22 protein-coding genes are annotated in these 25,832 nt (G+C 61.4%); 11 read left to right on the top strand and 11 right to left on the bottom strand.

Annotated features, from left to right (window positions below):
* Positions 1-7 precede the first annotated feature (7 nt).
* Positions 8-1,054 carry a threonine aldolase family protein gene (locus PR017_RS12110; RefSeq protein ID WP_111220936.1) on the bottom strand — a complete coding sequence of 349 codons (1,047 nt, stop codon included), beginning with the start codon at positions 1,052-1,054 and terminating at the stop codon, positions 8-10.
* A 522-nt stretch (positions 1,055-1,576) separates the two neighbouring features.
* Here PR017_RS12110 and gltB point away from each other — a divergent pair.
* The 5 genes from gltB to PR017_RS12085 all read left to right on the top strand — a co-directional run bounded on the left by gltB (position 1,577) and on the right by PR017_RS12085 (position 9,159).
* Complete coding sequence (gltB, locus tag PR017_RS12105; protein WP_425069996.1) at positions 1,577-6,301, top strand: glutamate synthase large subunit; 4,725 nt, start codon at positions 1,577-1,579, stop codon at positions 6,299-6,301.
* Between the two features lie 58 nt (positions 6,302-6,359).
* The gene (locus PR017_RS12100; RefSeq protein ID WP_161959337.1) at positions 6,360-6,632 is read left to right on the top strand and encodes an antitoxin; all 273 of its coding nucleotides are present in this window, start codon (positions 6,360-6,362) and stop codon (positions 6,630-6,632) included.
* Between the two features lie 8 nt (positions 6,633-6,640).
* On the top strand, positions 6,641-7,027 hold the full coding sequence (locus PR017_RS12095) for a type II toxin-antitoxin system VapC family toxin (protein WP_111220945.1): 387 nt from the start codon (positions 6,641-6,643) through the stop codon (positions 7,025-7,027).
* A 32-nt stretch (positions 7,028-7,059) separates the two neighbouring features.
* Positions 7,060-8,514, top strand: coding sequence for a glutamate synthase subunit beta (locus PR017_RS12090; protein ID WP_111220939.1), 1,455 nt, complete (start codon positions 7,060-7,062; stop codon positions 8,512-8,514).
* A 72-nt stretch (positions 8,515-8,586) separates the two neighbouring features.
* Positions 8,587-9,159, top strand: a complete 573-nt coding sequence (locus tag PR017_RS12085) for a nucleoside 2-deoxyribosyltransferase (protein ID WP_111220940.1) — start codon at positions 8,587-8,589, stop codon at positions 9,157-9,159.
* 12 nt (positions 9,160-9,171) lie between these two features.
* On the opposite strand, the gene PR017_RS12080 is transcribed toward PR017_RS12085, so the two are convergent.
* Together PR017_RS12080 and PR017_RS12075 are read right to left on the bottom strand one after the other, a co-directional pair.
* The gene (locus PR017_RS12080; RefSeq protein ID WP_111220941.1) at positions 9,172-10,377 is read right to left on the bottom strand and encodes an SGNH/GDSL hydrolase family protein; all 1,206 of its coding nucleotides are present in this window, start codon (positions 10,375-10,377) and stop codon (positions 9,172-9,174) included.
* A gap of 52 nt (positions 10,378-10,429) precedes the next feature.
* Positions 10,430-11,653 carry a lytic murein transglycosylase gene (locus PR017_RS12075; protein WP_111220942.1) on the bottom strand — a complete coding sequence of 408 codons (1,224 nt, stop codon included), beginning with the start codon at positions 11,651-11,653 and terminating at the stop codon, positions 10,430-10,432.
* A 199-nt stretch (positions 11,654-11,852) separates the two neighbouring features.
* On the opposite strand from PR017_RS12075, the gene galU reads away from it, so the two are divergent.
* Complete coding sequence (gene galU, locus PR017_RS12070) at positions 11,853-12,740, top strand: UTP--glucose-1-phosphate uridylyltransferase GalU (protein WP_142830588.1); 888 nt, start codon at positions 11,853-11,855, stop codon at positions 12,738-12,740.
* Positions 12,741-12,794: 54 nt separating this feature from the next.
* Here the strand turns inward: galU and PR017_RS12065 are convergent, their stop codons facing one another.
* Complete coding sequence (locus tag PR017_RS12065; protein WP_111222331.1) at positions 12,795-14,315, bottom strand: outer membrane beta-barrel protein; 1,521 nt, start codon at positions 14,313-14,315, stop codon at positions 12,795-12,797.
* A 153-nt stretch (positions 14,316-14,468) separates the two neighbouring features.
* On the opposite strand from PR017_RS12065, the gene PR017_RS12060 reads away from it, so the two are divergent.
* Positions 14,469-15,464 carry a KpsF/GutQ family sugar-phosphate isomerase gene (locus PR017_RS12060; RefSeq protein WP_111222332.1) on the top strand — a complete coding sequence of 332 codons (996 nt, stop codon included), beginning with the start codon at positions 14,469-14,471 and terminating at the stop codon, positions 15,462-15,464.
* Here the strand turns inward: PR017_RS12060 and PR017_RS12055 are convergent, their stop codons facing one another.
* Positions 15,465-15,923: an NfeD family protein gene (locus PR017_RS12055; RefSeq protein WP_111222333.1), complete on the bottom strand. Its 459-nt coding sequence runs from the start codon at positions 15,921-15,923 to the stop codon at positions 15,465-15,467.
* Positions 15,924-15,926: 3 nt separating this feature from the next.
* A complete protein-coding gene (locus PR017_RS12050) occupies positions 15,927-16,952 on the bottom strand; it encodes an SPFH domain-containing protein (protein WP_111222975.1) in 1,026 nt (341 codons plus the stop codon).
* A gap of 190 nt (positions 16,953-17,142) precedes the next feature.
* On the opposite strand from PR017_RS12050, the gene queC reads away from it, so the two are divergent.
* The 3 genes from queC to queE are packed head-to-tail and all read left to right on the top strand — an operon-like array spanning position 17,143 to position 18,943.
* Complete coding sequence (queC, locus tag PR017_RS12045) at positions 17,143-17,850, top strand: 7-cyano-7-deazaguanine synthase QueC (RefSeq protein ID WP_111222334.1); 708 nt, start codon at positions 17,143-17,145, stop codon at positions 17,848-17,850.
* Positions 17,851-17,852: 2 nt separating this feature from the next.
* Positions 17,853-18,209, top strand: a complete 357-nt coding sequence (gene queD / locus PR017_RS12040; RefSeq protein WP_111222335.1) for a 6-carboxytetrahydropterin synthase QueD — start codon at positions 17,853-17,855, stop codon at positions 18,207-18,209.
* Entirely contained in the window at positions 18,206-18,943 is a 738-nt protein-coding gene (gene queE, locus PR017_RS12035; RefSeq protein ID WP_111222336.1) for a 7-carboxy-7-deazaguanine synthase QueE, read from the top strand. The genes queD and queE overlap by 4 nt, the downstream gene beginning before the upstream one ends.
* An 18-nt stretch (positions 18,944-18,961) precedes the next feature.
* Here the strand turns inward: queE and PR017_RS12030 are convergent, their stop codons facing one another.
* Positions 18,962-19,333: a DoxX family protein gene (locus tag PR017_RS12030; RefSeq protein ID WP_111222337.1), complete on the bottom strand. Its 372-nt coding sequence runs from the start codon at positions 19,331-19,333 to the stop codon at positions 18,962-18,964.
* A gap of 97 nt (positions 19,334-19,430) precedes the next feature.
* On the opposite strand from PR017_RS12030, the gene PR017_RS12025 reads away from it, so the two are divergent.
* Positions 19,431-20,336: a LysR family transcriptional regulator gene (locus PR017_RS12025; RefSeq protein ID WP_206423230.1), complete on the top strand. Its 906-nt coding sequence runs from the start codon at positions 19,431-19,433 to the stop codon at positions 20,334-20,336.
* Positions 20,337-20,421: 85 nt separating this feature from the next.
* Here PR017_RS12025 and hemH read toward each other — a convergent pair whose 3' ends face one another.
* The 4 genes from hemH to PR017_RS12005 all read right to left on the bottom strand — a co-directional run bounded on the left by hemH (position 20,422) and on the right by PR017_RS12005 (position 25,731).
* A complete protein-coding gene (gene hemH, locus PR017_RS12020; RefSeq protein WP_111222339.1) occupies positions 20,422-21,456 on the bottom strand; it encodes a ferrochelatase in 1,035 nt (344 codons plus the stop codon).
* 125 nt (positions 21,457-21,581) lie between these two features.
* Complete coding sequence (locus PR017_RS12015) at positions 21,582-23,594, bottom strand: 5'-nucleotidase C-terminal domain-containing protein (RefSeq protein ID WP_111222340.1); 2,013 nt, start codon at positions 23,592-23,594, stop codon at positions 21,582-21,584.
* A gap of 212 nt (positions 23,595-23,806) precedes the next feature.
* A complete protein-coding gene (gene pyk / locus PR017_RS12010; protein ID WP_111222341.1) occupies positions 23,807-25,246 on the bottom strand; it encodes a pyruvate kinase in 1,440 nt (479 codons plus the stop codon).
* Complete coding sequence (locus PR017_RS12005) at positions 25,246-25,731, bottom strand: DUF1036 domain-containing protein (protein WP_111222342.1); 486 nt, start codon at positions 25,729-25,731, stop codon at positions 25,246-25,248. The genes pyk and PR017_RS12005 overlap by 1 nt, the downstream gene beginning before the upstream one ends.
* Between the last annotated feature and the right edge of the window lie 101 nt (positions 25,732-25,832).

Genomic DNA, 25,832 nt, shown 5'->3' with positions numbered 1-25,832 from the left:
GTCGCACTCACGCGAGGCATGCGAGGAAATCGGCGACGTCGGCGTCGCTGGTGGCGAAGCTGGTGACGAGGCGGATCAGGCCTTCGTCGGGGCCGACGAGGTGTTTGGCACTGTCGGAGATCGGCCAGTCGTAGAACTGGGCGCCCTTGTCCCGCGCGTTGTCGATGGCGGTTTTCTTGACGACGGCGAAGATCTCGTTCGAAGTGGTCGACCAGGCGAGCTTTGCGCTGTCGGTATGCTCGATGCCGGCTCGCATCCGGTCCGCCATGGCGTTGGCGTGGCGGGCGAGGTCGAGCCAGAGGTCGTCCTGCAGGTAGGCCTCGAACTGTGCGGCGATGAAGCGGGATTTTGAGAACAGTTGGGCGGTGCGCTTGCGCAGGAAGGCAAAGTCCTTGGCGAGATCGGGGTCGAAGAAGACGATCGCCTCAGCGCACCAGCATCCGTTCTTGGTGCCGCCGAAGGAGAGTACGTCGACGCCGCGCTTCCAGGTCATTTCGGCCGGCGAGCAGCCGAGCGATACCAGCGCATTGGCAAAGCGGGCGCCGTCCATGTGCAGCGGCAGGTCATTTTTCTTGGCGATCTTCGAAATGGTATCGATCTCGTCGAGGCTGTAGATGGTGCCTACCTCGGTCGCCTGGGTCATGGTGACGGCGGCGGCGCGCCCGTGATGAATGGCATCCTGCGGGTAGCGGCCGATGCGTTCCACCAGGTTATCCGGCAGCATCTTACCCTCGGGGCCATCGACGCCAACCATGCGCATGCCTGAGAAGAAATCGGGCGCCCCGCATTCGTCTTCGATCACGTGGGCTTCCGTGTGGCAGAACGTCAGACCGCCGGGGCGGGCGATGCTGGCCAGCGACAACGAGTTGGCAGCCGTACCCGTGGCGACAAAGAAGACCGCGACCTCGCGCTCGAACACCGCGTTGAAACGGGTTTCGATCGCCTTGTCGAGTTCGCTGGTGCCGTAGGCAGCGGCAAAACGGGTCGATTCCTTCGAGAGGCGTTCGTTGATGGAGGGGTGGGCGCCAGCCCAGTTATCGGAAGCAAAGAACATGTGAGATCTACCGCGTATTGAAGGGACAAGATGCAAGGGTGTCGTCGCAGAGTAGGGGATTGGCTGAGGGGATCAATTGCAGCGCCGCATCGCACGGTGGATCTGGTGCACTACGCAATCAAGACGATAATTTTTACCTTTAAAGGAAATTATGTTTCGTGGAATTCGAAACTGCGGCAATCTTACGTCGATATTTTCGTTTTCAGCTCTTGCTAACCTTTTCGCTTTCTGGCATAGGACTGATGAATTAGGACAGTGCTGCTGTCCTATTTTGGTCTTTGACGCCGCACCCTGCCAAAAATCCTAGCGGAGCTGGGATTTCACGTTATAGTTTTTGAGATGCCCGTCCTTCCGGATGGCGCATCCGAAACTGTGACAGGTGGGAAAGCCGATCTATCGCCCCAACGCGATGTCTGCGGCCGGATCTTTAAACATGCAACAGCGCTGTCGCGTGTCGCCCCTATACTTGGGCGCGCGGGACGAAGGGACGCCCGCGGCGCGGGGTTTGCAGGAGGAAAGACGATGACGAACGTAACGCCATCCGCGACATTGAGCCTGACCGCAGCCGTCGAGACGGATACATCGGTCAAGGCGCGCCGTTCCATGTCCGCTCTTCCGCGCAAACAGGGCCTCTACGATCCCCGTAACGAGCACGATGCCTGCGGCGTAGGCTTCGTCGCCCATATGAAGGGCCAGAAGTCCCACCAGATCGTCCAGGACGGCCTGTTCATTCTCGAAAACCTGACGCATCGCGGTGCCGTCGGCGCCGACCCGCTCATGGGCGACGGTGCAGGCATTCTCTTGCAGATACCCGATCGCTTCTTCCGCGAGGAAATGGCACTGCAGGGCGTCACTCTGCCTGCCATCGGCGATTATGGCGTCGGTCACTTCTTCCTGCCGCAGGACGAGACGCTGATCGCCCATTTCAAGAAGACCGTCGAGGATGTCATCGCCGAGGAAGGCCAGGTGCTGCTCGGTTTCCGCGATGTGCCGGTCGACAACTCTTCGCTGTCGAAGGCCGAGCATATTGCCGCTACGGAACCGCACCATGTGCAAGTGTTCATCGGCATCGGCCGCGATGCAGCCAGCCATGACGAGTTCGAGCGCCGGCTGTACACGCTCCGCAAGGTTATCTCCAACCGTATCTATGCCGAATATGACGGCGAGGAAAGCGGCTTCTATCCGGTGTCGCTGTCGTCAAAGACTATCGTCTACAAGGGCATGTTCCTCGCCTATCAGGTGGGTGCCTACTACAAGGACCTGACCGATCCGCGTTTCGAATCGGCTGTCGCCCTCGTGCACCAGCGTTTCTCGACCAACACGTTTCCGTCGTGGAAGCTCGCCCATCCCTATCGCATGGTCGCCCATAACGGCGAGATCAACACTCTGCGCTCCAACGTCAACTGGATGGCTGCCCGCCAGGCGTCCGTGTCGTCGCCGCTGTTCGGCGAGGATATCTCCAAGCTGTGGCCGATCTCCTATGAAGGCCAGTCCGATACGGCCTGCTTCGACAACGCGCTCGAGTTCCTCGTGCGGGGCGGCTATTCCATGGCCCATGCCGTGATGATGCTGATCCCGGAAGCCTGGGCCGGCAACCAGTCGATGGCGCCCGACCGCAAGGCCTTCTATGAATATCACGCGGCCCTGATGGAGCCATGGGATGGACCGGCTGCGGTTGCCTTCACCGATGGCACGCAGATCGGCGCGACGCTCGACCGCAACGGCCTTCGTCCGGCACGCTACCTCGTCACCAACGACGACCGCGTCATCATGGCTTCGGAGGCCGGCGTGCTGCCGGTGCCGGAAGAAAACATCATCCAGAAGTGGCGCCTGCAGCCGGGCAAGATGCTGCTGATCGACATGGACAAGGGCCGCATCGTTTCCGACGACGAAGTGAAGTCGGAGCTTGCGACCAAGCACCCCTATCGCAAGTGGCTGGATCGCACCCAGCTGATCCTTGAGGAGCTGAACACGGTCGAACCCCGTGCGCTGCGCCGCGACGTTTCGCTGCTCGATCGCCAGCAGGCGTTCGGCTACACCCTGGAAGACACCAAGATCCTGATGTCGCCGATGGCAACAACGGGCCAGGAAGCAATCGGCTCGATGGGTACGGATACGCCGATCTCGGCAATGTCTCGCAAGTCGAAGCTGCTCTACACCTATTTCAAGCAGAATTTCGCCCAGGTGACCAACCCGCCGATCGATCCGATCCGCGAAGAGCTGGTGATGAGCCTTGTGTCCTTCATCGGGCCGCGTCCAAACCTGCTGGATCACGAGGGTGCCGCCAAGGCCAAGCGCCTGGAAGTTCGCCAGCCGATCCTCACCAACGGTGATCTCGAAAAGATCCGCTCTATCGGGCATACGGAAGACCGTTTCGACACCAAGACGCTCGACTTCACCTATGACGTCGAGCGCGGCGCCGGCGGTATGGAGGAGATGCTCGAGCGGCTCTGCGAGCGCGCCGAAGCAGCCGTCAAGGGCGGCTACAACATCATCGTGCTCTCCGACCGCCAAATGGGTCCGGATCGTATCGCCATCCCGGCGTTGCTGGCGACGGCGGCCGTCCATCATCACCTGATCCGCAAGGGCCTGCGTACCTCCGTCGGTCTCGTCGTCGAAACCGGCGAGCCGCGCGAGATCCATCACTTCTGCCTGCTCGCCGGCTACGGCGCCGAGGCGATCAACCCCTATCTTGCCTTCGACACATTGCTCGACATGCATGCCAAGGGCGAATTCCCGAAGGAAGTCGACGCCAGCGAAATCGTCACCCGCTTCATCAAGGCGGTCGGCAAGGGCATCCTAAAAGTCATGTCGAAGATGGGCATCTCGACCTACCAGTCCTATTGCGGCGGGCAGATCTTCGATGCCATCGGCCTGCAACAGGAGCTGGTCGATAGATACTTCTTCGGCACCGCGACGATGATCGAAGGCGTCGGCCTCGATGCCATCGCAGAGGAAACCGTTTCCCGCCACAGCGCGGCCTTCGGCAAGGATCCTATCCTCGCCACGACGCTCGATATCGGCGGCGAGTATGCCTACCGGATGCGCGGCGAAGCCCATGCCTGGTCGCCGGATGCGATTGCCTCGCTGCAGCATGCCGTGCGCGGCAACGCCCAGGATCGCTACCGCGAATTTGCGGAAATGGTCAATCAGTCCGACCTCAGGATGAACACCATCCGTGGCCTGTTCACCATCAAAGGTGCCGAAGCGCTCGGCCGCGAGCCGATCTCTATCGACGACGTCGAGCCGGCGATCGATATTGTCAAGCGGTTCTCGACAGGTGCCATGTCGTTCGGCTCGATTTCGCGCGAGGCGCATACGACGCTTGCCATCGCCATGAACCGGATCGGCGGAAAGTCGAACACCGGCGAAGGCGGCGAAGAGTCCGACCGCTATTTCCCGCTGCGTGACGGTTCACCGAACCCGGAACGCTCGGCAATCAAGCAGATCGCCTCCGGCCGCTTCGGCGTCACGGCGGAGTACCTGGTCAATGCCGACATGCTGCAGATCAAGGTGGCGCAGGGTGCAAAGCCCGGCGAGGGCGGGCAGCTGCCCGGCCACAAGGTCGATGCGACGGTTGCCAAGACCCGGCACTCCACTCCCGGCGTTGGCCTGATCTCGCCGCCGCCGCACCATGACATCTATTCGATCGAAGATCTGGCGCAGCTGATCTACGACCTGAAGAACGTCAACCCGGAAGCCGATGTTTCGGTCAAGCTGGTCTCGGAAGTCGGCGTCGGCACGGTTGCCGCCGGCGTTGCCAAGGCGCGCGCCGACCACATCACTATCTCCGGCTTCGATGGCGGTACCGGCGCATCGCCGCTGACGTCGCTGAAGCATGCGGGTTCGCCATGGGAAATCGGCCTTGCCGAAACCCAGCAGACGCTGGTGCTGAACGGCCTGCGTTCGCGCATCGCCCTGCAGGTCGATGGCGGTCTGAAGACCGGCCGAGACGTCATCGTGGGTGCCTTGCTCGGGGCCGACGAGTTCGGCTTTGCCACGGCGCCGTTGATTGCCGCTGGCTGCATCATGATGCGCAAGTGCCATCTCAACACCTGTCCGGTTGGCGTCGCCACCCAGGATCCGGTGCTGCGCAAGCGCTTCAAGGGTGCGCCTGAGCACGTCATCAACTACTTCTTCTTCGTGGCCGAAGAAGTGCGTGAAATCCTCGCCTCGCTTGGCGTCTCCAAGCTCGACGAGATCATTGGCGCTTCGGAATTGCTCGAGAAGAACCAGATGCTGGCGCACTGGAAGGCCGAGGGTCTCGATTTCTCGCGCATCTTCCACAAGGTCGAGGCGCCGAAGAAGGACACCTACTGGACAGCGCGTCAGAAGCACCCGATCGACGATATCCTCGACCGCCAGCTGATCGAGCAGGCGATGCCAGCGCTGACGTCGAAGACGCCTGTCGCCTTCGAAGTAGGCATCAAGAACGTCGACCGCTCGGCCGGCGCGATGCTGTCGGGCGAAGTTGCCAAGCGCTATCGCCACAAGGGGCTGAAGGACGACACGATTAGCGTCACGCTGCGCGGCACGGCCGGCCAGTCGTTCGGGGCGTTCCTAGCGCACGGCATCACCTTCAACCTGATCGGTGACGGCAACGACTATGTCGGCAAGGGACTTTCGGGTGGCCGTATCATCATCCGCCCGCCGGAGAACTCGCGGATCCTCGCCGAGGAGTCGATTATCGTCGGCAACACGGTGCTTTACGGCGCCACCGAAGGCGAGTGCTACTTCCGCGGTATCGCCGGCGAACGCTTTGCCGTGCGTAACTCGGGCGCGATTGCCGTCGTCGAAGGTGTCGGCGACCACGGCTGCGAGTACATGACCGGCGGCGTCGTCGTCGTGCTCGGCGAAACCGGCCGCAACTTTGCAGCCGGCATGTCGGGCGGTGTCGCCTACGTGCTCGACCAGACCGGCGATTTCGCCAAGCGCTGCAATATGGCCATGGTCGAGCTCGAGCCGGTGCCGGAAGAAGACGACATGCTGGAGAAGCTGCACCATCACGGTGGCGACCTCATGCACAAGGGCCGCGTCGACGTATCAGGCGATATGACCCGCCACGACGAGGAGCGGCTCTATCAGCTGATCTCCAACCACCTGCACTACACAGGCTCCACCCGCGCCAAGCTGATCCTCGACAACTGGACGGAATATCGTCCGAAGTTCCGCAAGGTGATGCCGGTCGAATATCGGCGGGCGCTGGAGGAGATGGAACGCAGCCGGATGGGCGTCGCCGCGGAGTGATTTACCAAACTTCCTCGTCGTGATATGCTGTTGGCATATGGCGGCGAGGGAGGTTGGCATGAACGAACGTGAAAATGAGCCAGACGAGGGCGTTGGCGTCACGGTCAGCATCTTCAAGAATGGGCGCAGTCGCGCAGTCCGCATACCGAAGGAATTCGAGTTCGAGGGAGATCGAGCGATATTGGTTCGCCAGCCGGACGGTTCCATCCTGATGAGGACGGCGGTTACGGCTGGGCTGATCAACTATCTGCAGCAAGCTGAGGCATGGGATGGCGGGGACTTCCTCATCGGCCACGACGATGAGAGACCGCTACGAGAGGTGGATCTTTGACAACCTTCATGCTCGACACGAACATCGTTTCGGCGATGGTACGTGATCCCCGGGGCAAGGTGCTGGAAAAGATGATCGAGGTGGGCGAGGAGAACGTGCTCATCAGCATCATCAGCTACGGTGAGATTTGCTATGGCGTGCAAAAAAGCGGTTCTGAACTGCTGAAAAAAAGGGTCTTTGCGATCACGCGGCGGCTGCATGTCGCGTCTCTGACTATGCCGAGCGACAAGCGCTATGCGGACGTGCGGCTGGCTTTGAGGCAGGGCAAAAACATCGGGCATAACGATCTTTGGATCGCGGCCCACGCCCTGGCGCTAGATGCGGTGCTGGTGACGAACAACGAAAGAGAATTCTCCCGCGTGCCGGGATTGAAAGTTGAAAACTGGCTGCTCTAAACGCAGTCATGAGGGCAAGGGAAGACCAGGGTATGGGTAAGGTTACAGGATTTATGGAAATTGACCGGCAGGTTGGCAAGTACCAGCCGGCGTCCGATCGTATTCGTCATTTCCGCGAATTCACAATCCCGATGTCGGATCCCGAGGTCCAGAAACAGGCCGCCCGCTGCATGGACTGTGGCATCCCCTATTGCCACGGACCGACCGGCTGCCCGGTGCACAACCAGATCCCCGACTGGAACGACCTTGTCTATAACAACAACTGGGAAGAGGCGATCCGCAACCTGCATTCGACCAACAACTTCCCGGAATTCACCGGCCGCGTCTGCCCCGCGCCTTGCGAGGAAGCCTGCACGCTGAACCTCGAGGATGCGCCGGTCGCCATCAAGACGGTTGAACAGGCGATTGCCGACAAGGCCTATGAACTTGGCTTCATCCGGCCGCAGCCGGCGACGGTCCATACCGGCCGGAAGGTCGCGATCATCGGATCGGGCCCGGCTGGACTTGCTGCCGCCCAGCAACTCGGTCGTGCCGGCCATGAGGTCCATGTCTATGAGCGGGAATCCAAGGCCGGCGGACTGCTGCGCTACGGCATTCCGGACTTCAAGATGGAGAAGAACTTCATCGACCGCCGCGTCGAGCAAATGACCGGCGAAGGCGTCACCTTCCATTACAGCGCCAATGTCGGCGTCGATCTGCCGGTCGAGAAGCTCATCGCCGAGCACGATGCCGTGCTTTATTGCGGCGGCTCCGAAACGCCGCGCGAAAGCGGCGTGCCCGGCACAGAATTGTTCGGCGTCCACGATGCCATGCCGTATCTGGTGCAGCAGAACCGCCGCATCGGCCGTGAAAATATCGACAGCGTCGGCTGGCCGTCCGATCCGATCCTTGCCGGCGGCAAGCATGTCGTCGTCGTCGGTGGCGGCGATACGGCATCGGACTGCGTCGGCACGGCCTTCCGCCATGGCGCGGTCCGGGTCAGCCAACTCGACATCCGCCCGCAGCCGCCGGAAAAGGAAGACAAGCTCGCCGTCTGGCCGTTCTGGGCGACCAAGATGCGCACATCCTCGAGCCAGGCAGAAGGTGCGGTTCGCGAATTCCAGGTGGCGACGCTTGAATTCGTCGGCGAGGACGGCGTGCTGACAGGCGTCAAGTGCTGCGAAGTCGATGACAAGCGCAAGCCGATACCCGGTACGGAATTCGTCATCCGCGCCGATCTCGCCTTTATCGCCATCGGTTTCCGCGGACCCTTTGCAGACGGTGTGCTGAAGGAGATGGAAGGCAAGATGACAGTCAACACCGACCGTCGCGGATCGACCAACGTCGTTGCCAACGACAAGGACTACCGCACCTCGGTCGACAAGCTCTGGACTGCCGGCGATGTGCGTCGCGGCCAGTCGCTGGTCGTCTGGGCCATCCGCGAAGGCCGCCAGGCGGCACGCGCCATCGACGAGGCGTTGATGGGAAGCACCGTTCTTCCTGCCTGATGCATTGTCTCCCTGGCAGCCCGGTTCGCCGGGCTGTTTTCTTGTTGTCAGCTCTTTAGCGGAAACTCGGACATGGCTTTGAAACTCTACCTTGCAGGGCCGGAGGTTTTCCTTCCCAACGCCCGCGAAGTCCTCGATGCCAAGGCGGCACTGACCCGCACCTACGGTTTCGAACCGATCTGCCCCGGCGATATCTCGATCGAGCCGGCGCCGACCCGCCATGTATTCGGCCTGAAGATCAGCGCTGTGGACGAGGACATGATGAACCGCGCGGATGGCGTGATTGCCAACCTGACGCCGTTTCGCGGCATTGCCGCCGATGTCGGCACGGCCTTCGAACTCGGCTACATGTGCGCGCAGGGAAAGCTGGTTGCCGCCTATACAAACATGACCGCCAACCACTTTGCCAGAACCAGCGATTTTTATGCCGGTGATATCCGTGAAGGAGCCGACGGACGCAAGCGCGGCCCGGACGGGATGTCCCTGGAGGATTTCGAGATGATCGAAAACCTCATGCTGCATGGTGGCATCGAGCGTCGCGGTGGCCATATTGCCGTGCATGCAGCCGATGCTGGCCGGCTCTACTCGGACCTCACAGCCTTCGAGGCGTGTCTCGTTGTGCTGGCCGAACGCTCCAAAACGTAAATTTCGACGCGGTCAGGGCTTCGTCCCGTCAGGCAACCTGTAATCGTCGACGCGGCCTGCAGGCGCGGGGGCGATTTCGCCCTTCTCGACGAGCAGGTCGCGCGGCGATGGCGGGCCAGAGGTGGAGGGTGCCGCATTTCCGAGAAGCACCGACCCGCCATCCAGCTCGGGGTCGGAAAGGCTGATGGGAGGGGTGCGGGTTTCCGGCGCAACAGTTTCTTTCTCGGGCATCGTAGCCGGATCAATCGTCGTATCCGTGTCGAGGCGCACGATATCGGGGCTTGCCTGATCTCCGAGTAGCCTGCGGATCGGCTTTTCGGCGTAGAAGGCCATCTTGCGCCGGCCGGCATCGGTCATATTGACGCCATCGGCAGTGCGCAGGCGCACCTGCTGGCCGTTGATGTCGGAACCGGTGACGATGAACTTGCCATCATCATCGGTAAAACCACCCCAGAGATCGACAAACTCGCCGCCGGTGCTTTCCACCTGGCTCTGGTAGATCTGGTTGAGCTTGACGACATCCGCGGTCATGTCGTCGGAGCCGAATGGCGGAAGACCGACCCAGAGAAGCGGGATGTGGCGTGCGCTGACAAGCTTTGCGAAGGCCTGGACCCGCTCCTCGTAGGCGAGCGACCAGATATCGCTGCCGAATTTCTCGTTGAGGCCAGGCGCGATCATTTGCTGGCGGTCGTTTGCGCCGATGGTAACGACCACGACGGCCGGCTTCAAGGCATCCAGCATCTTCGGCAGTTGCGCCTGCCAGTCGTAGTAATCGGTACGCACCAGGCCGGAGGCGATATTGCCGCGCGTCTGGATGGCGACGCCCGGGGAGGCAGAAAATGCGTCTTGCAGACCGTCGCCGAGGCCCGTGGCGAGAAAGTCGCCGACTACGAGCACTGTCTTTGCGGTGTCAAGCTTGGCAGTCGGCTGCGGCGTATCGGGCCTCGCATTCGTTGCTTTCGCCACTGGCGGTGCGGCCCTCTTCGGGGGGCGAGGCTGGCGGCGGGGTTGTGAGGGATATTCGTCATACCGGGGCTGGCGTTCTGGCGGAGCTTGCCGGCCGAAGAAGAAGTCCATGAGCGTGCGTCGCTCGTAGCGCTGCTGGGCGCTTGCGGGAATCACCATCACAAGCACAAGGCAGCCCGCCGCAAACGCTGCAACGAGCCGCCTCGCGACTTCTCTTGCCGTCTTCAGCGAGTGGATCATCCGGGATCGCATCCTACTCGTCTCCGGGATATTGGGCGACACTGGCGGAACGGCACGGCGGGTGCTAGCGGCGCAATGCCTTCAGCAATTCCATCGACGGCTCGCCATCGGCGCCGAGCCCCAGCCGGCCCTGGACTGCTGCGATGGCTGCCTTCGAACCGGAACCGAAATTGCCGTCGACGATGCCATCGTAATAACCGAGCGATTTCAGTCGCGTCTGGAGTTCGAACTTCTGCTTGACGTCGAGGGCGCCCGATGGCCGGGGCCAGGATTGGCGCATGCCGCCATAGCCGGCAATCTCGTCCGCCAGCATGCCAACGGCGATGGCGTAGCTGTCGGCGGCGTTGTAGCGCTTGATGGTGAAGAAATTGTTGGTCATCAGGAAGCCGGGACCGTTGGCGCCGCCGGGCATTTTCAGCTGGGCACGATCGGTTAAGAGGCGGAATGCCTTGCCGTCCGGCTTTGCGAAACCGAGTGCCGCCCATTCCTTCAGCGTATGGGTCTTGCCGGCCTGGGCACTGCCCCCCTTTGGAACGACCACCTCGTAGCCCCATGTCTTGCCCGTCTGCCAGCCATTCTTCATCAGCAGGTTTGCCGATGTCGCAAGGGCGTCTGGGACGGAATGCCAGATGTCGCGGCGGCCGTTACCGTCTTCGTCGACGGCGTAGAGAAGGTAGCTCGTCGGAATGAATTGGGTGTGGCCCATGGCGCCGGCCCAGGATCCCGTCAGGTTATCCGGAGACACTTCACCCCTCTGCAGGATCTTCAGCGCGGCGATCAGCTGCGTGCGGGCATATTTGGCACGCTTGCGGTCGGCGTAGGCAAGTGTCGCGAGAGCGCGGGGCACGTAATGCAGCCGCTCATCCTTCTCCAGAACTGCACCATAATTGGATTCCATCGACCAGATGGCGAGGAGAATGTTACGGTCTACGCCATATTGCTTTTCGATCGTCCGCAGCGTCGTCCCGTATTTGGACGCCATTTTTCGACCGACTTCAACGGTATAGGGGTTGACGCGGGAGTCCATATAGTCCCAAATTTGCGTCGTGAACTCGGCTTGAGAGCCGGCTTTTTCCAGTACGGTCGGATCCGGGTCGTTCACGCCGGCGAAGGCCCTCTGATAGGTCGCCTTGCTGATGCCGCTTTTTTCGGCTGTGTCGTAAAAACCGGTGATCCACTTCCGGAACCCTGTGTCTGCAAAGGCGTTATGGGGCGCTAGCCCCGCAAAAACGCCAACCGCAACCGCGAGGGAGAGACTAGAAAAGGAGTGTTTGCGAGCTTGGGTCATAGAAGCCGTGTCCGTCATCATGATGGCTCGTAACGGCACTGCGCCGCATAGGCCAAGCTTAAGTTTAGACAAACAAAGTCAACAAAATCTTTACCATGCAACGAGGCCGCGGTCATCTTTCGCCAAATCGTAGCAATTTTAAATTAGCGATGGCTTCGTTTGCCTGATCAACTACGGGCGGATCGCCCAGGAGGTACGTGTGGGACTGCATAAGAAAGTACGTAAGGCTGTGTTTCCGGTCGCTGGTCTTGGAACGCGGTTTCTGCCGGCAACAAAGGCAGTACCGAAGGAAATGCTAACGGTCGTCGATAAGCCGGTCATCCAGTACGTCGTAGACGAGGCCATGGAAGCCGGCATCGAGCATTTTGTCTTCGTCACCGGACGCAGCAAGCACGTCATCGAAGACTATTTCGACATCCAGTTCGAACTCGAGCAGACGTTGCGCCAGCGTAACAAGAAGGCCGAGCTGACGCTGCTCAACAACCTGCTGCCGATTGCCGGCACGGCCAGCTTTACCCGCCAGCAGGAGCCGCTCGGCCTCGGCCACGCGGTCTGGTGCGCGCGTGAAATCGTTGGCGACGAGCCGTTTGCGCTGTTGCTGCCCGACATGGTCATGCAATCCGATGTCGGCTGCATGAAAAGCATGATCGAACTCTACGAGCAGAGCGGCGGCAACGTCATCGGCGTCGAGGAATGCGCGCCGGACCAGACCCATAAATATGGCATCGTCGGCGTCGGCGAAAGCATCGGTAACGGCTTCCGGGTGACCGAAATGGTCGAGAAGCCGCCTCAGGGTTCTGCCCCGTCGAACTTCTTCATCAACGGCCGGTACATTCTCCAGCCCGAGATATTCCACATCCTCGAGCATCAGGAGCGCGGTTCCGGCAACGAGATCCAGCTGACCGACGGCATGCTGAAGCTTGCCAAGCAGCAGGATTTCGCTGGCTACCACTTCAAGGGTGAAACCTACGACTGCGGCGCCAAGGATGGCTTCATCCTCGCCAACGTCGCCTTCGCCCTTTCGCGTGCCGATATCCGTCCAACCGTCGAAGACGGTTTCAAGGCGCTGCTCGCAGCCCTGAAATAACAACCAAAGTGCTGCTCGCCTCTCGGGGCGGGCGGCTCCCGTTTCAGAACGTCTCTACCGTTTTACAGTCAAACCCAGGCCCGCACGGAATTGGCGCGTATCGTCGCCGGAATTCTGGGTCGTCAGTTCGTAGCCGATATTGCTGGTCATATCGAGGTAGCGATTTATTCCCCACGTCAAGCCGAGGGCAGCATCGTAGACCTGCTGGTCGCTGGTCGTTCTGCCATCCGTATAATTGCGCCACGTGGTGCCGCCGGTAATCTTACCGGTAACGGTGTCGAGGATCTGATGGGCTACCGTGCCGGTCAGCTGATAGGCGACATAGCCGCTCTCGCCGGCGGTGGTCGAAGGCTGCACCGTTGTCGCAAAACCGAGGCTGACATCCGTACCTCGTTGCGGCGACCAGGCGATGCTGCCATCCACCGTCGGCGAATCGATTGACGCAAGCCGGGCGTCGTCGAAGCCGGTATGCTGGTAGCCTATCCCGAGTTCGCCCCTCAGCTTTTCGCCAAGATCGAGCTGTACGCCAGCCTTTGCGCCATAGCTGCTGTTCGAGCGTTCATAGCCGGCGCTGTCACGCTCGTCGTCATAGAGCGCCTTGCCAACCTGGACCTCGAGAAACGGGATGAGGGCCGGAGACAGCTCATAGCCGATGCGACCGCGCCATGTGCCCGCCGTCTGGTTGCGATCGCTGAGCGACACCAGCGTGCCATCCGCCAGAGTAGCGTCCGAATAGACGGTGCGGGCGAGGGTCACGGCGGTCGTGCCGCGCAGCAGGCCGAAGTCGCGCTCTATAGACGCGCCGAGATCGTACTCGTTGACATTGGATTGCTTTGTCGCGCCGCTCAGCGCGTTGGGATCGTCGGTGTCCTCTCGGAAGAACTTGTATCCGCCTGTCAGGTGGGCCGTGGTCTGTTCGGCAAGATCAAGGCGCAGGTCGGCGCCGATGTTGATGCTTGGCTGCTCCTCGCCGGTGCCGCTGACATTGCGCTGCCAGATGCCGTTGCCGGTGATCGTCAGCTGGTGGCGATCCCAGTCCGATGTCAGCGTGTTCTCGAAGTCCGACTGCAGGTAGGTTCGGTGATCGTTGGTGCCGCCACCCTTGTTGGTTTCGACATTGTAGGTCTGGTTGACCGAAGGTCGGAGCGTGAAGGTGCCGAGCTTTATGCCAAGTTGCTGGTCGTCGGTTGGTCTTGCCTTGGAGCGCAGGCTATTCAGGTCGCTGCCACGCATGTTCACGCGGCCGATGTCGTCGTCAAGGATCGACCCCGTCCTGAGTGTGTCGGGAGCGTCGAACACCAGCCGGGGATTGGGCCGGGCATCGGCGTCGGTCGTCCTGACGTCCGGTGTCGTAGCCGTTGCGGTTGCTGTTGCGGTGCCGGCCGTATCCGTCGTTGGGGTAACGGGCGCATTCGGATCGGCAGCAACGGGCGTCGTGGCGGTGGCAGCTCGGTTCACAGCCTGCGCAGCCGACTGCATCGGCGCCATCAACAGGCCGCAACCGAGCGCCGCCGTGACGGCATATGCCGTCACGCTGCGCGAGTGGTCAGCCCCCTTGTCTTTGCCAATTGCCATGCTATCCCGTGCCCGGAAGCTCGAAGTCGTTAACCCACCGTAAAGGCATGTGGTTAACGCTTCGTTGCGAAAGGCCGGCCTCGGTGTCGGCGCGCGGGTGTTAGCCGGCTTTCTCGCATGGACAGATTTGGCAAAAAGCGCTAACCCGTAGCCATGAACAAGCGAGCTTTCAATCCGGTCGAGAACGGCGCAATCCAATCGGCGATGCGGACCATCGAAACCGAAAGACGGGGCCTCGAGGCGCTGGAGCGTGCCTTGGCCGATGGACTGGCGGAGCCGTTCTCACGCGCCGTGGCGCTGATCGGCGATATCACCGGCCGCGTCATCGTTACCGGTGTCGGCAAAAGCGGGCATGTCGGTGTCAAGCTGGCGGCGACGCTGGCCTCGACGGGAACGCCGGCCTTTTTCGTGCATTCCGCCGAAGCCAATCACGGCGATCTCGGCATGATTGCCCATGACGATGTGATCATTGCCATGTCGTGGGGCGGCGAGACCGCCGAGCTCAAGGGCATCCTCAACTATTGCCGTCGCTTCTCTGTGCCGTTGATCGCCATCACCTCTGGCGCGACGTCCTCGCTCGGCCGCGAAGCCGATGTGGTCCTGCTGCTGCCGAAGGAGCAGGAGGCCTGCCCGCATGGCCTGGCGCCGACGACATCGACGTTGCTGCAACTGGCCATAGGCGATGCGCTCGCCGTGGCGCTTATGGAAGCGCGGGGCTTTACCGCAAGCGACTTTCACGTCTTCCATCCCGGTGGCAAGCTGGGCGCAAGCCTGACCCACGTCGCCGATATCATGCACACCGGCGAGCGTGTGCCGCTCGTGCCGCAAGGTACGCCGCTACCGCAGGCGATCAGCACGCTGTCAAAGATGCGCTTCGGTTGCGTCGGCGTGCTCGATGCTGACGGACGGCTCTGCGGTATCGTCACAGACGGCGACATCGCGCGCAATCTGGGCCGGAGCCTCGCCGAGCTGAATGTCGATGATATCATGACCGCCGATCCGAAGACGGTGCGGGCAACGACGTTTGCGACAGGCGCAATGGCAGTGCTCAACAACAACAATATCTCGGCATTGCTGGTGGTCGACGAAGACCGCCGGCCCATCGGGCTCGTGCATTTCCACGATCTCTTGCGGATCGGGGTCGCCTGATCAGGCAGGCTCCACAGTCAACTGGCGGCCATCGCTGCCGATGACCTTGACGCGGGTTCCTGCGGGCAGATCGGGGCCGATGACCTTCCAGTAGGTATCGTCGAGATTGACGCGTCCGCGCCCTTCGACGATGGGTTCGTTGAGGACCGTGGTGCGGCCGACAAGACCGGCGCTGCGCTGGTTGAGAAACGGCTCATCGGTTTCATGCCTTTTGCGATAGACATACCGTCGTCCGAGTAGCGCTGCGCCGACGGCGAGAGCGGCAAACAACAGCATCTGCAACTGCCAGCTCCAGATGCGCTCCTCCCAAAGGCCAAGCGACAGGGCACCGACGACGATTGCGGCAAGTCCGATCCAGACGAGAAATACGCCGGGAACGAGAAGCTCTGCCGCCAGCAGCCCCAGCCCGAGCACCCACCAACTCCAGGGGCCGAGCTGGACGACCAGATCGCTCAGCATGCGTCAGGTCTCCCGCGGCGGGTTCAGCGGGTTGACCAGCGGCGTGGTGCGTGCCGGCGTGGAGCGCGGTCGAGGCGCTTGCTCGACAGCGGGTCGGTTGCTCGGTGCTTCGCCGCCGAACACTTCGCGGGCGATAGCGCCGATGCCGCCGAGCGAGCCCAGAATGGAGGATGCCTCCATCGGCATCAGCACGATCTTCGAATTCGAGGCAGAGCCGATGGCCGTCAGGGCCTCGGTGTATTTCTGGGCGACGAAATAGTTGATCGCCTGCACGTCGCCGGCAGCGATCGCCTTGGAGACGACGAGCGTCGCCTTGGCCTCGGCTTCGGCTAGGCGTTCCCGGGCTTCGGCATTGCGATAGGCGGCCTCGCGCTGGCCTTCCGCTTGCAGGATCGCCGCCTGCTTAGCGCCTTCGGCGCGCAGGATCTGGGCGTTTCGCGAGCCTTCGGCCTCGAGTACCTGGGCACGCTTTTCGCGCTCGGCCTTCATCTGCCGGCCCATGGCGTCGACGAGATCGCGGGGTGGCTGGATATCCTTGATCTCGACGCGGGTCACCTTGATGCCCCAGGGGCCAACGGCCTCGTCGACGACTCGCAGCAGCTTGTCGTTGATGATCTCGCGGTTGGACAGCAGTTCGTCGAGGTCCATCGAGCCCATGACAGAGCGGATGTTGGTCATCGTCAGGTTGAGAATGGCGTTTTCGAGGTTGGACACCTGGTAGGCGGCCTGGGCGGCATTCAGCACCTGGTAAAAGCACACGGCATCGGCTGACACGCTGGCATTGTCCTTGGTGATGACCTCCTGCGTCGGTACGGCCAGCACCTGCTCCATAACATTCATCCGGGTGCCGATGCGCTCGATGAACGGCAGGATCAGGTTCAGGCCCGGCTCCAGCGTGCGCGTGTAGCGGCCGAACCGCTCGATAGTGTAGCGATAGCCCTGCGGCACCGTCTTGATGCCGGCAAACAGAACCAGCACGACAAGCACGACGATCGCGATTACGACAATATCAAATCCACCCAGCATTATTTTTCCCATCCCTGTTCCACCGCAGCATAGCCCAGCCGATGGTGGAAGCACACCCGTTGCCGACGAAGTTGCGACAAACGATTTGTCGCAGGTCGTAAAAAAGCCGTTTCCAGCTGAGGATGTTTGCCCTAGAGAACGCCCATTGAACTAACCGGTCGCAGCCTACCCGGTAAAAACAAGGACACCTGTTATGAAAACCATCGTCGTCTGCTCCGGCGGACTGGATTCCGTTTCGCTTGCCTACAGAACAGCCGCAGAGGGATCTCTCCTCGGACTGCTCTCCTTCGACTACGGTCAAAGACACCGCAAGGAACTCGATTTTGCCGCCGCCTGCGCCCAGCGCCTCGGCGTCTGGCATGAAATCATCGACATCAGCGGCATAGGCCGCCACCTCACTGGCTCGGCTCTCACCGACAATATCGCGGTGCCGGACGGCCATTATGCCGAGGAAACGATGAAATCCACCATCGTTCCCAATCGCAATGCCATCATGCTGGCGATTGCCTTCGGCGTCGCGGCAGCCCGCAAGGCCGATGCAGTCGCGGTCGCAGTGCATGGCGGCGATCACTTCATCTATCCGGATTGCCGGCCGGGCTTCATCTACAGCTTCCAGCGGATGCAGGCGGAAGCGCTCGACGGCTATGCAGACGTGGCGTTGCTGGCGCCCTATGTCACGGTGTCCAAGGCCGATATCGTCACAGATGGCGTGAAGCAGGGCACGCCGTTCGTCGAAACATGGTCCTGCTACAAGGGCGGGGAGCGCCATTGCGGTCGTTGCGGCACCTGCGTCGAGCGGCGCGAAGCCTTTTCCATCGCCGGCGTCGTCGATCCTACCGACTACGAGGATGCAGACTTCTGGGTTGCCGCCACGGGCTCCTTCCGGGCGACGGAGGTGTAGCCATGTTTCGCATCACCAAGGAATTTCATTTCTCGGCCTCGCATCAGCTGACGCGGCTGCCTGCCGATCACCAATGTGCGCGCCTGCATGGCCACAACTACATCGTCATCGTCGAGCTTTCGTCGCCCGATCTCAACGAAGACGGTTTCGTGCGCGATTATCATGAACTGGCCCCGCTGAAGCGCTACATCGACGATACCTTTGACCATCGGCATCTCAACGATGTGCTCGGCCATGATGCGGTCACGTCTGAATATCTGGCGAAGCACTTCTTTGACTGGTGCCGGGCTATCTTGCCGGAAACATCGGCCGTCAGGGTCAGCGAGACGCCGAAGACCTGGGCGGAATACCGGCCATGAGACTGGAAAGCGAGACACCCATCCGCATCAGCGAGATCTTCGGGCCGACGATCCAGGGGGAGGGCGTGCTGATCGGCCTGCCCACCGTCTTCGTGCGCACCGGCGGCTGCGATTATCGCTGTACGTGGTGCGACAGTTTGCATGCGGTTGAAAGCGCCTTTCGCGACACGTGGGCGCCGATGTCCGTGGATGATATCTGGCAGGAGGTGAGGCGACTGTCCGGACATCGTCCGCTCACCGTGTCGCTGTCGGGCGGCAATCCTGCCATCCAGCCGCTGGCACCGCTGATCGCTCGTGGACATGGCGAAGGCTATCGCTTCGCACTGGAGACCCAGGGATCGATCGCCAAGCCCTGGTTCAGCGATCTCGACGTGCTGGTGCTCAGTCCGAAGCCACCGTCGAGCGGCATGGATACGGATTGGGATGCTTTGCAACACTGTCTGGATGCAGCTGGCGGTCGGCCGGAGACCGTGCTGAAATTCGTCGTCTTCGACGATGCGGACTATGCCTATGCACGCGATGCGGCAGCGCGCCATCCGCATCTGCCGGTCTACCTTCAGCCCGGCAATCATACGCCGCCGAAGGGAACCGAGGAAAATGCCGTCATCGATCTCGACGGCATCACCGACAGGATGCTGTGGCTTATCGACCGGGTGACCGAGGACGGCTGGTTTGCCGCCCGCGTCTTGCCACAGCTCCACGTCATCCTCTGGGGAAACCGGCGCGGCGTCTAGTTGCCGCGTGGGTAAAGCTTAGGCCGTGGCCCGGCGCTGGAGATAGATCAGCAGGGCGATGACTGCGCCGATGACGATCGTGTGGACCCAGTCCATGTGCAGGACGGCTATCTGCGCGACGAAAGCGCCGGCATCGACGAGCAAAAGCAGCAGGGCTCCCAGGATGGATGTCCGGGGGACGAGCACGGCGATAGCGCCGATCAGTTCGAGGCCGCCTGTCAGGAAGCGAAACCACTGTCCGATGCCGACCTGCTCGAATTCCGCAACCATCATCGGCTGCGATGTCAGCTTCATCGTTGCTGCTGCGAGGAACATCAACGCGACGAGGACGCGCAAAATCCAGATCGAGATCGTCAGGATTCGGGGTGAGTTTAGAGTGGTGGTGTTCATATTATCTGCTCCAGATGAGATTGGCGCCCACCGTAAACGCTTCTGACTGTATGAAAAGCGATGGATTGGTGATACGAACTATCTCTAATGGAGATAGATGATGATTGGGTCCCTGACGCTCGACCAGTTGACGGTGCTTGTGACGATCGCGGATACGGGGAGCTTTTCCGCGGCTGGAAGGAAGCTGCGACGGGTCCAGTCGGCGATCAGCAATACGGTCCGGACGCTGGAAACCACGCAGCAGGTGCTCCTGTTCGACCGATCCGGCCGTTCGCCCCGGTTGACGGAAGCGGGGCGTGTGCTGGTTGCGCAGGCGCGGCAGGTTCTGCGACAGGCAGAACTGTTCGAAAGAACGGCAGGCGCCATCGCCGGCGGCCTCGAGCCGGAACTGACGATCGCCATCGACAGCATGACGCCTACCGGCCCTGTGCTGCGGACCCTGTCAAAGCTGCAGTCGACATTTCCCGATCTTCCCGTGACGCTCTTCACCGAAAGTATCTGGGCGGCAGAGCGACGCGTACGCGACGGGTCGGCGATGATTTCGCTTTGTGGGCTTTTTCCGACAGCGGGACAGGATCTCGAGGCGCACGTCCTGACGAAGATCACCCTCGTTCCCGTCGTCGCTCCATCTCACCCGCTTGCAACTGAAAGTCGGGAGATCACCCGGGAGACCCTGGCCGACTACGTACAACTCATCCTGACCGATCCACACGCGCCGGATGGGCCGAGCCATGGCGTCGTCAGCGCGCGTTTCTGGCGGTTCGTGGACATGCTCCGCCGACTGGAGTTTCTCTTGGCAGGCTTTGGCTGGTGCTCCATGCCGCTCCATCTGGTCGAACGTTATCTGCAGGACGGCTCTCTCGTCCGGCTCGATGTGAAGGATTCCAGCGTTCTTCCCGTTTCAATCCCGATCTATGCTGTCCGCAATCGAAACCGACCGCTCGGCAATGCGGCGAGATGGCTGCTGAACGAGTTGGTCGAAGATTTCAAGCGGTGTAGGTAGTCATCGAGTTGACGCTTGCCGATCCACGGGAATAAGATGGACCGACAAGGCGTCCCCGAAGCATGAACTTGACCTCTTGCAAGCCTCAGGCCCAGCCCTGCAGTTCACGACGGATGACCTTTTCCAGCACGGCGACGCCGCCTGGGCTGTCGTTCAGGCATGGAATGTGGGAGAATTTTTCGCCACCGGCATGATGGAAGATCTCCATTGCCTCTCCGGCGATTTCTTCCAGTGTCTCCAGACAATCCGAGACGAAGCCGGGGTTCATGACGGCAATTCGCTTGACGCCTTCCTTGGCCAGCCGCTCGACGGTCTTGTCGGTGTAGGGCTGCAGCCATTCCTCCGGACCGAAGCGCGACTGGAAGGTGATCATCAGCTTTTCCTTGGAGAAACCGAGCCGTTCACGCAGCAGCCGGGCGGTCTTCATGCAGGCGCAGTGGTAGGGATCGCCCTTCTTGAAGTAGGACATCGGAATGCCGTGGAACGACGTGATGATAATCTCCGGCTCCCAGTCGAGCGTTGCCAGATGGTTGGTCACCGAGTTCGCCAGAGCCTCGATGTAGGCCGGGTCGTCGTGATAGGGCGGCACGGTGCGCAGTGCCGGCTGCCAGCGCATCTTCAGCAGCGTCTCGAAGGCCTTGTCGTTGACGGTCGCCGTCGTTGCGGCGGCATATTGAGGATAGAGCGGGAAAAGCAGGATGCGGTCGCAGCCGGCAGCCTTCAGCGCGTCGATGCGGGATGCGATCGATGGCTGGCCGTAGCGCATGCCCCAGTCGACGGTGACGTTGGGCAGGTCCTTCAGCGCTTCGGTGAGGCGGGTTGCCTGGTTGCGCGTGTAGGTGCGCAGGTAGCTCTCATTCAGATCCTTGTTCCAGATCTGCTCGTAAGCCTTGCCGACCTTGCCGGGGCGGGTGTTGAGGACGATGCCGTAGAGGATTGGATACCAGAGGAAGCGCGACCACTCGATGACGCGCTTGTCGCTCAGGAACTCGCGCAGATAACGGCGCATCGATTTGTAATCGGTGCCATCGGGTGTACCGAGGTTGACGATCAGGACGCCGACTTTGCCGATCGATACAGTCGGGTGGCCTGCCGGGAGGGCGGAAACGTCTATCGTCATGGAAAATGTCCGTTCATCTCAAAAATTGTTATCTATTCTACGCAGGCCCGGCGGATCGGTTCAAATGTAGAAACAAAAACCGGCCCGGAAAGTCCGGACCGGCGATTGGCGTTGGCCCGACGGCGTTATTTGGCCGGAACCTGCAGTTCGCGGCCGACCAAGAGGCGGCGTGGGCTCGCATTGCGGTTTGCGGCGGCGAGCTTTTTCCAGTCGGTGCCATCGCCGTAAAACGTCTGGGCCAGATCCCAGAGCGTATCGCCGGCGGCAATCACGTGGGTCGTCGGAAGCTTCGGTTTGGCGCTTGGCTCTGCAGCAACCGGCGGGTTCGCGGCGGGCGCCGGTGCCGGTGCCGGTGCCGGTGCTGGCGGTGTCGGTGAAGCCGCTGTGGTGGTCGACGCTGCAGGCGGCGGAGTGATCGGCGCGGGTGTCGGCGTGGTTGCCACCGTCGGCTTTTCAGCCGGCTTCTCGCCAGAGGGAGCGATTTGAGTTTCCGTCGGCTTGACCACGTCCGGCTGGGCGCTGGGCGAGGCGGCGGCGACCTGCGTCACGCGGCCGTCGAGGTAAGGCTTGTAGGGATTATGGGCCGCCAGGTAGTCGGCGACGACCTGCTCGAGATCGGGACCGAAGTCGTAGGCATTCTGGCCGTTTGTCGAGAACACCGTATAGCCGTCACCGCCGGAGCGCATGTAGTTGTTGGAGACGACGCCGTAGGTCTTCTTCGGATCGAGCAGCACGTAGCGATCGCCCTCCATGACTTCGACCGAAACGACGCGGCTGCCGGCGGGCTCGGTCTTGTCGAAGGTGTATTTGATGCCGGACACCTGCGGAAAGCGGCCGGCGCCGTCGGCGATCTGGCTAAGGCCGTTTTCAAGTGCGGCGACAACGTCGGCGCCTGTCAGTTGAAAGGTGGCGACAGTGTTCTGGAAGGGCAGCACGGTGAGGACATCGCCCATCGTCAGATCGCCCGATGGCATGGAGGCCCGGAGGCCGCCGCCGTTCTGGATGGCGATGCTGATTCCCTGCGCCTTGGTGCGGTCGAGCATCGCATCGGAGACGAGATTGCCCATCGAGCATTCCTGCGCCCGGCAGACTTCGCGAGCGCCCTCGATGGGGCCTTCGGACTTGCCGATGACCTTCTTGCGAACCTCGGCGATCGGCTTTGCCAACTCCTGGACCCGGGCCAGCATGGCCGGATCAGGGGTCACCGAGGAATCGAGCAGAATGGGGTCACCCTTGGCTTCCTTGACGACGCCGTTGTCGTCGAAGGTGATCACGATGTCGCCGAGATATCGGCTGTAGGATGCGGCGGTGACGACCGGGACCTTGTAGCCGCCGGGATTGTCGACCATGGTCGGGTAGGGGCCTTCCGCCTTCGGGTCGGTGTTCGACAGCAGGGTGTGCGAATGGCCACCGACGACGACGTCGACGCCGGGGATCTTGGCAATCGCGTCCAGGTCCCTGTGGTAGCCGACATGGGTGAGCGCCACGATCTTGTTGACGCCCTGCGACTTCAACAGGTCGACTTCGGCGTTGATCGCCTGGGCGTCATCGGTGATCTTGACGTGCGGCCCGGGCGAGGCAAGGGCAGGCGTATCCGTTGTTACGACGCCGACGATGCCGATCTTCTGTCCGCCGACATCCAGCACGACTGATTTCTTGATGCGGTCGCCGAGTTTCGATTCCGAATCGGTCAGCACGTTGGCGCCGAGTACCGGGAACTGGACCTTGTCGAGAAACGGCGCCAGTGCGCTTTCGCCATCGTCGAATTCATGGTTGCCGACGGTCATCGCGTCGAACTTCATGGCATTCAGCAGTTCCACCTCTGCCTGGCCCTTGTAGGTCGTGTAAAAAAGCGAGCCCTGGAAATTGTCGCCGGCGTCGAGAAGGATGACGTTTTGACCAGCAAGCGCCTTGCGGCGCAGGTCGATTTCCGTCTTCAGCCGGGCTGCGCCGCCGAAGCATTCGTTCTTGCTCTCTTCGTCTGCCGAGCAGGTGGCGTCGAATTTGTTGATCGACTCGTCGCGGGAGTGGAAGTCGTTGATGTGCAGAATATTGAGCTGATAGTCGGCGAAGGCCGTACCGGCGCTGAGCGCCACTACCGCAATGGTCAAAAGACCGAACCTGGCGGTTTTCCTCATCTCTCTCTCCTGTTTGGCAAGTCGCGCTGCGGCGCAGCCCCCCGCCGTCTCTCCTAGAGCCTCTTCATGGCAGCCGTACAATGATGATGTTCTGGCTTCGGTGCAACCCGTGACGGCTCCGGTGCAGCCTTGAAAGTCGGCGGGTCGCAGCCACGAAAAAGCCCGCCGCCTTTTTGCAAGGCAGCGGGCTTGTCTTTATCGGAGGCTATCGATCAGATGCCGCCCTGGCCGTCCGAGCCGATATAGGCCAGACGCAGCATGTTGGTGGCGCCCGGTGTTCCAAGCGGAACGCCGGCCGAGATGATGACGCGGTCGCCGGGCTTGCCGAAATCTTCGGCAACGACGATGCGGCATGCGCGGTTGACCATGTCGTCGAGGTCGGTCGCATCGTGGGTGACGACGCAATGCAGGCCCCAGACAACGGAGAGGCGGCGGGCTGTCTGGACGCTTGGCGAGAGTGCCAGGATCGGCACGTTCGGGCGCTCGCGGGAGGTGCGCAGGCCTGTGCCGCCGGACGATGTGTAGCAGACGATGGCTGTCAGCTTCAGCGTTTCGGCAATCTGGCGGGCGGCCAGCGAGATGGCGTCGGCGCCGGTTGCCTCAGGCTGAGGGCGCTGAGCATAGATGATGCCAGGATAATGCGGCTCGCGCTCGATGGTGCGGGCAATCGACGCCATGGTGGCGACGGCTTCGATGGGATAATCGCCGGAGGCAGATTCGGCCGACAGCATGACGGCATCGGCGCCTTCAAAGACGGCGGTGGCAACGTCCGACACTTCGGCGCGGGTCGGGACAGGAGCCGAAATCATCGATTCCAGCATCTGCGTGGCGACGACGACCGGCTTGCCGGCCTTGCGGCAGGCGCGGATGAGCTGCTTCTGGATGCCGGGAACGGCTTCGAGCGGCATTTCGACGCCAAGGTCGCCACGGGCAACCATCAGAGCGTCGGAGAGTTCGATGATCTCGTCGATCCGCTCCATAGCCTGCGGCTTTTCGATCTTCGACATCAGGCCAACGCGGCCCTGGGCGATCTCGCGGACTTCCGTGAGGTCTTCCGGGCGCTGGATGAACGACAGGGCAACCCAGTCGACATCGTTGACTGCGAGAACGGCGTCGAGATCGGCGCGGTCCTTGTCGGTAAGCACGCCTGCCGTCAGCAGGGTATCGGGAAGGCTGACACCCTTGCGGTCGGAAATGGTGGTGCCGGAAATGACCTTGGTGACGATCGTCTTGCCGTCGCATGTTTCAGCGCGCAGGTGCAACTTGCCGTCGTCGATCAGCAGGCGGTCGCCGGCCTTCACCGATTCCAGAATTTCAGGATGCGGCAGGAAGACGCGCTTGTTGTCGCCCGGCGTGTCGTTGCCGTCGAGCGTGAAGGTCTGGCCTGGGACGAGCGTGACCTTGGTATCGGCGAATTTTCCGACGCGCAGCTTTGGTCCCTGCAAGTCGGCGAGAATGCCGATCGGCCGGCCGCAGCGGGCTTCGACGGCGCGGATGCGAGACACCAGCGTGCGCATCATCTCATGGCTGGAATGGCTCATGTTGATGCGGAACAGATCGGCGCCTGCTTCATGAAGCTTCTGGATCATCGCCTCGTCAGAAGAAGCGGGACCGAGTGTGGCGAGGATTTTGACGTTTCTATTGCGTTTCATCAATTCTGGCTTTCTTGGCTTCCCGGGGTGTCGGACAACTGAACCATCCAGCTCGCCTGCCTCCCCGTGTCGTATTCCTTGAATCCCATTTTCTGGTGACCGCGTGCGTAGCAGTCCTTGACGCCCTCGATCTTGAACTCGTTTTCAGCCACGCACATTTCCACATCGCCAGTCCAGCGGCCACCACGGGCAGCGTCCTCGGCGTAGAGATAATAATAACGTGACTGCAACGGACCTTCGATCAGAGTGGCGCATGTGGTGGCTGGGACCTGCCACCATCCTTCCGTCACCCAACCCTGCTTTGCACGGTAGCCGATGGCTACGCCGACCAGGTTTTGCGTGCCGTTGCAGACGCGGAAATCCGCAAGTGCAACATTCGGCAGGATAAACGGCGAGGCTGCGGCCAGGGCAAAAAGGGCGAGCTTGACGAGCGGATTTGACCGCTTAACGAAACTGGGCGCGACTTGGCTGGACACTGCTTCCAATGGGCTCCATGATTATTCGTTCTCCCGTCTTCTTGCGCTGCCATCCCCGGAATGTCAACGCAATGCTAATCGATTATATTCGTTCACGCCATTGTCATCGG

Origin of the sequence: Rhizobium tumorigenes, assembly GCF_003240565.2 — a bacterium.
GTDB classification, from domain to species: domain Bacteria; phylum Pseudomonadota; class Alphaproteobacteria; order Rhizobiales; family Rhizobiaceae; genus Rhizobium; species Rhizobium tumorigenes.
The sequence above is the reverse complement of the archived record's forward strand: the minus strand, read 5'-3'. Positions and strand labels throughout refer to the sequence as shown.

Excerpts from the sequence above, each read along its gene's own strand:
- PR017_RS12110 (WP_111220936.1), bottom strand. The coding sequence starts at position 1,054 with ATGTTCTTTGCTTCCGATAACTGGGCTGGCGCCCACCCCTCCATCAAC.
- gltB (WP_425069996.1), top strand. The coding sequence starts at position 1,577 with ATGACGAACGTAACGCCATCCGCGACATTGAGCCTGACCGCAGCCGTC.
- PR017_RS12100 (WP_161959337.1), top strand. The coding sequence starts at position 6,360 with ATGAACGAACGTGAAAATGAGCCAGACGAGGGCGTTGGCGTCACGGTC.
- PR017_RS12095 (WP_111220945.1), top strand. The coding sequence starts at position 6,641 with ATGCTCGACACGAACATCGTTTCGGCGATGGTACGTGATCCCCGGGGC.
- PR017_RS12090 (WP_111220939.1), top strand. The coding sequence starts at position 7,060 with ATGGGTAAGGTTACAGGATTTATGGAAATTGACCGGCAGGTTGGCAAG.
- PR017_RS12085 (WP_111220940.1), top strand. The coding sequence starts at position 8,587 with ATGGCTTTGAAACTCTACCTTGCAGGGCCGGAGGTTTTCCTTCCCAAC.
- PR017_RS12080 (WP_111220941.1), bottom strand. The coding sequence starts at position 10,377 with ATGCGATCCCGGATGATCCACTCGCTGAAGACGGCAAGAGAAGTCGCG.
- PR017_RS12075 (WP_111220942.1), bottom strand. The coding sequence starts at position 11,653 with ATGACCCAAGCTCGCAAACACTCCTTTTCTAGTCTCTCCCTCGCGGTT.
- PR017_RS12065 (WP_111222331.1), bottom strand. The coding sequence starts at position 14,315 with ATGGCAATTGGCAAAGACAAGGGGGCTGACCACTCGCGCAGCGTGACG.
- PR017_RS12060 (WP_111222332.1), top strand. The coding sequence starts at position 14,469 with ATGAACAAGCGAGCTTTCAATCCGGTCGAGAACGGCGCAATCCAATCG.
- PR017_RS12055 (WP_111222333.1), bottom strand. The coding sequence starts at position 15,923 with ATGCTGAGCGATCTGGTCGTCCAGCTCGGCCCCTGGAGTTGGTGGGTG.
- queC (WP_111222334.1), top strand. The coding sequence starts at position 17,143 with ATGAAAACCATCGTCGTCTGCTCCGGCGGACTGGATTCCGTTTCGCTT.
- queD (WP_111222335.1), top strand. The coding sequence starts at position 17,853 with ATGTTTCGCATCACCAAGGAATTTCATTTCTCGGCCTCGCATCAGCTG.
- queE (WP_111222336.1), top strand. The coding sequence starts at position 18,206 with ATGAGACTGGAAAGCGAGACACCCATCCGCATCAGCGAGATCTTCGGG.
- PR017_RS12030 (WP_111222337.1), bottom strand. The coding sequence starts at position 19,333 with ATGAACACCACCACTCTAAACTCACCCCGAATCCTGACGATCTCGATC.
- PR017_RS12025 (WP_206423230.1), top strand. The coding sequence starts at position 19,431 with ATGATGATTGGGTCCCTGACGCTCGACCAGTTGACGGTGCTTGTGACG.
- hemH (WP_111222339.1), bottom strand. The coding sequence starts at position 21,456 with ATGACGATAGACGTTTCCGCCCTCCCGGCAGGCCACCCGACTGTATCG.
- PR017_RS12015 (WP_111222340.1), bottom strand. The coding sequence starts at position 23,594 with ATGAGGAAAACCGCCAGGTTCGGTCTTTTGACCATTGCGGTAGTGGCG.
- pyk (WP_111222341.1), bottom strand. The coding sequence starts at position 25,246 with ATGAAACGCAATAGAAACGTCAAAATCCTCGCCACACTCGGTCCCGCT.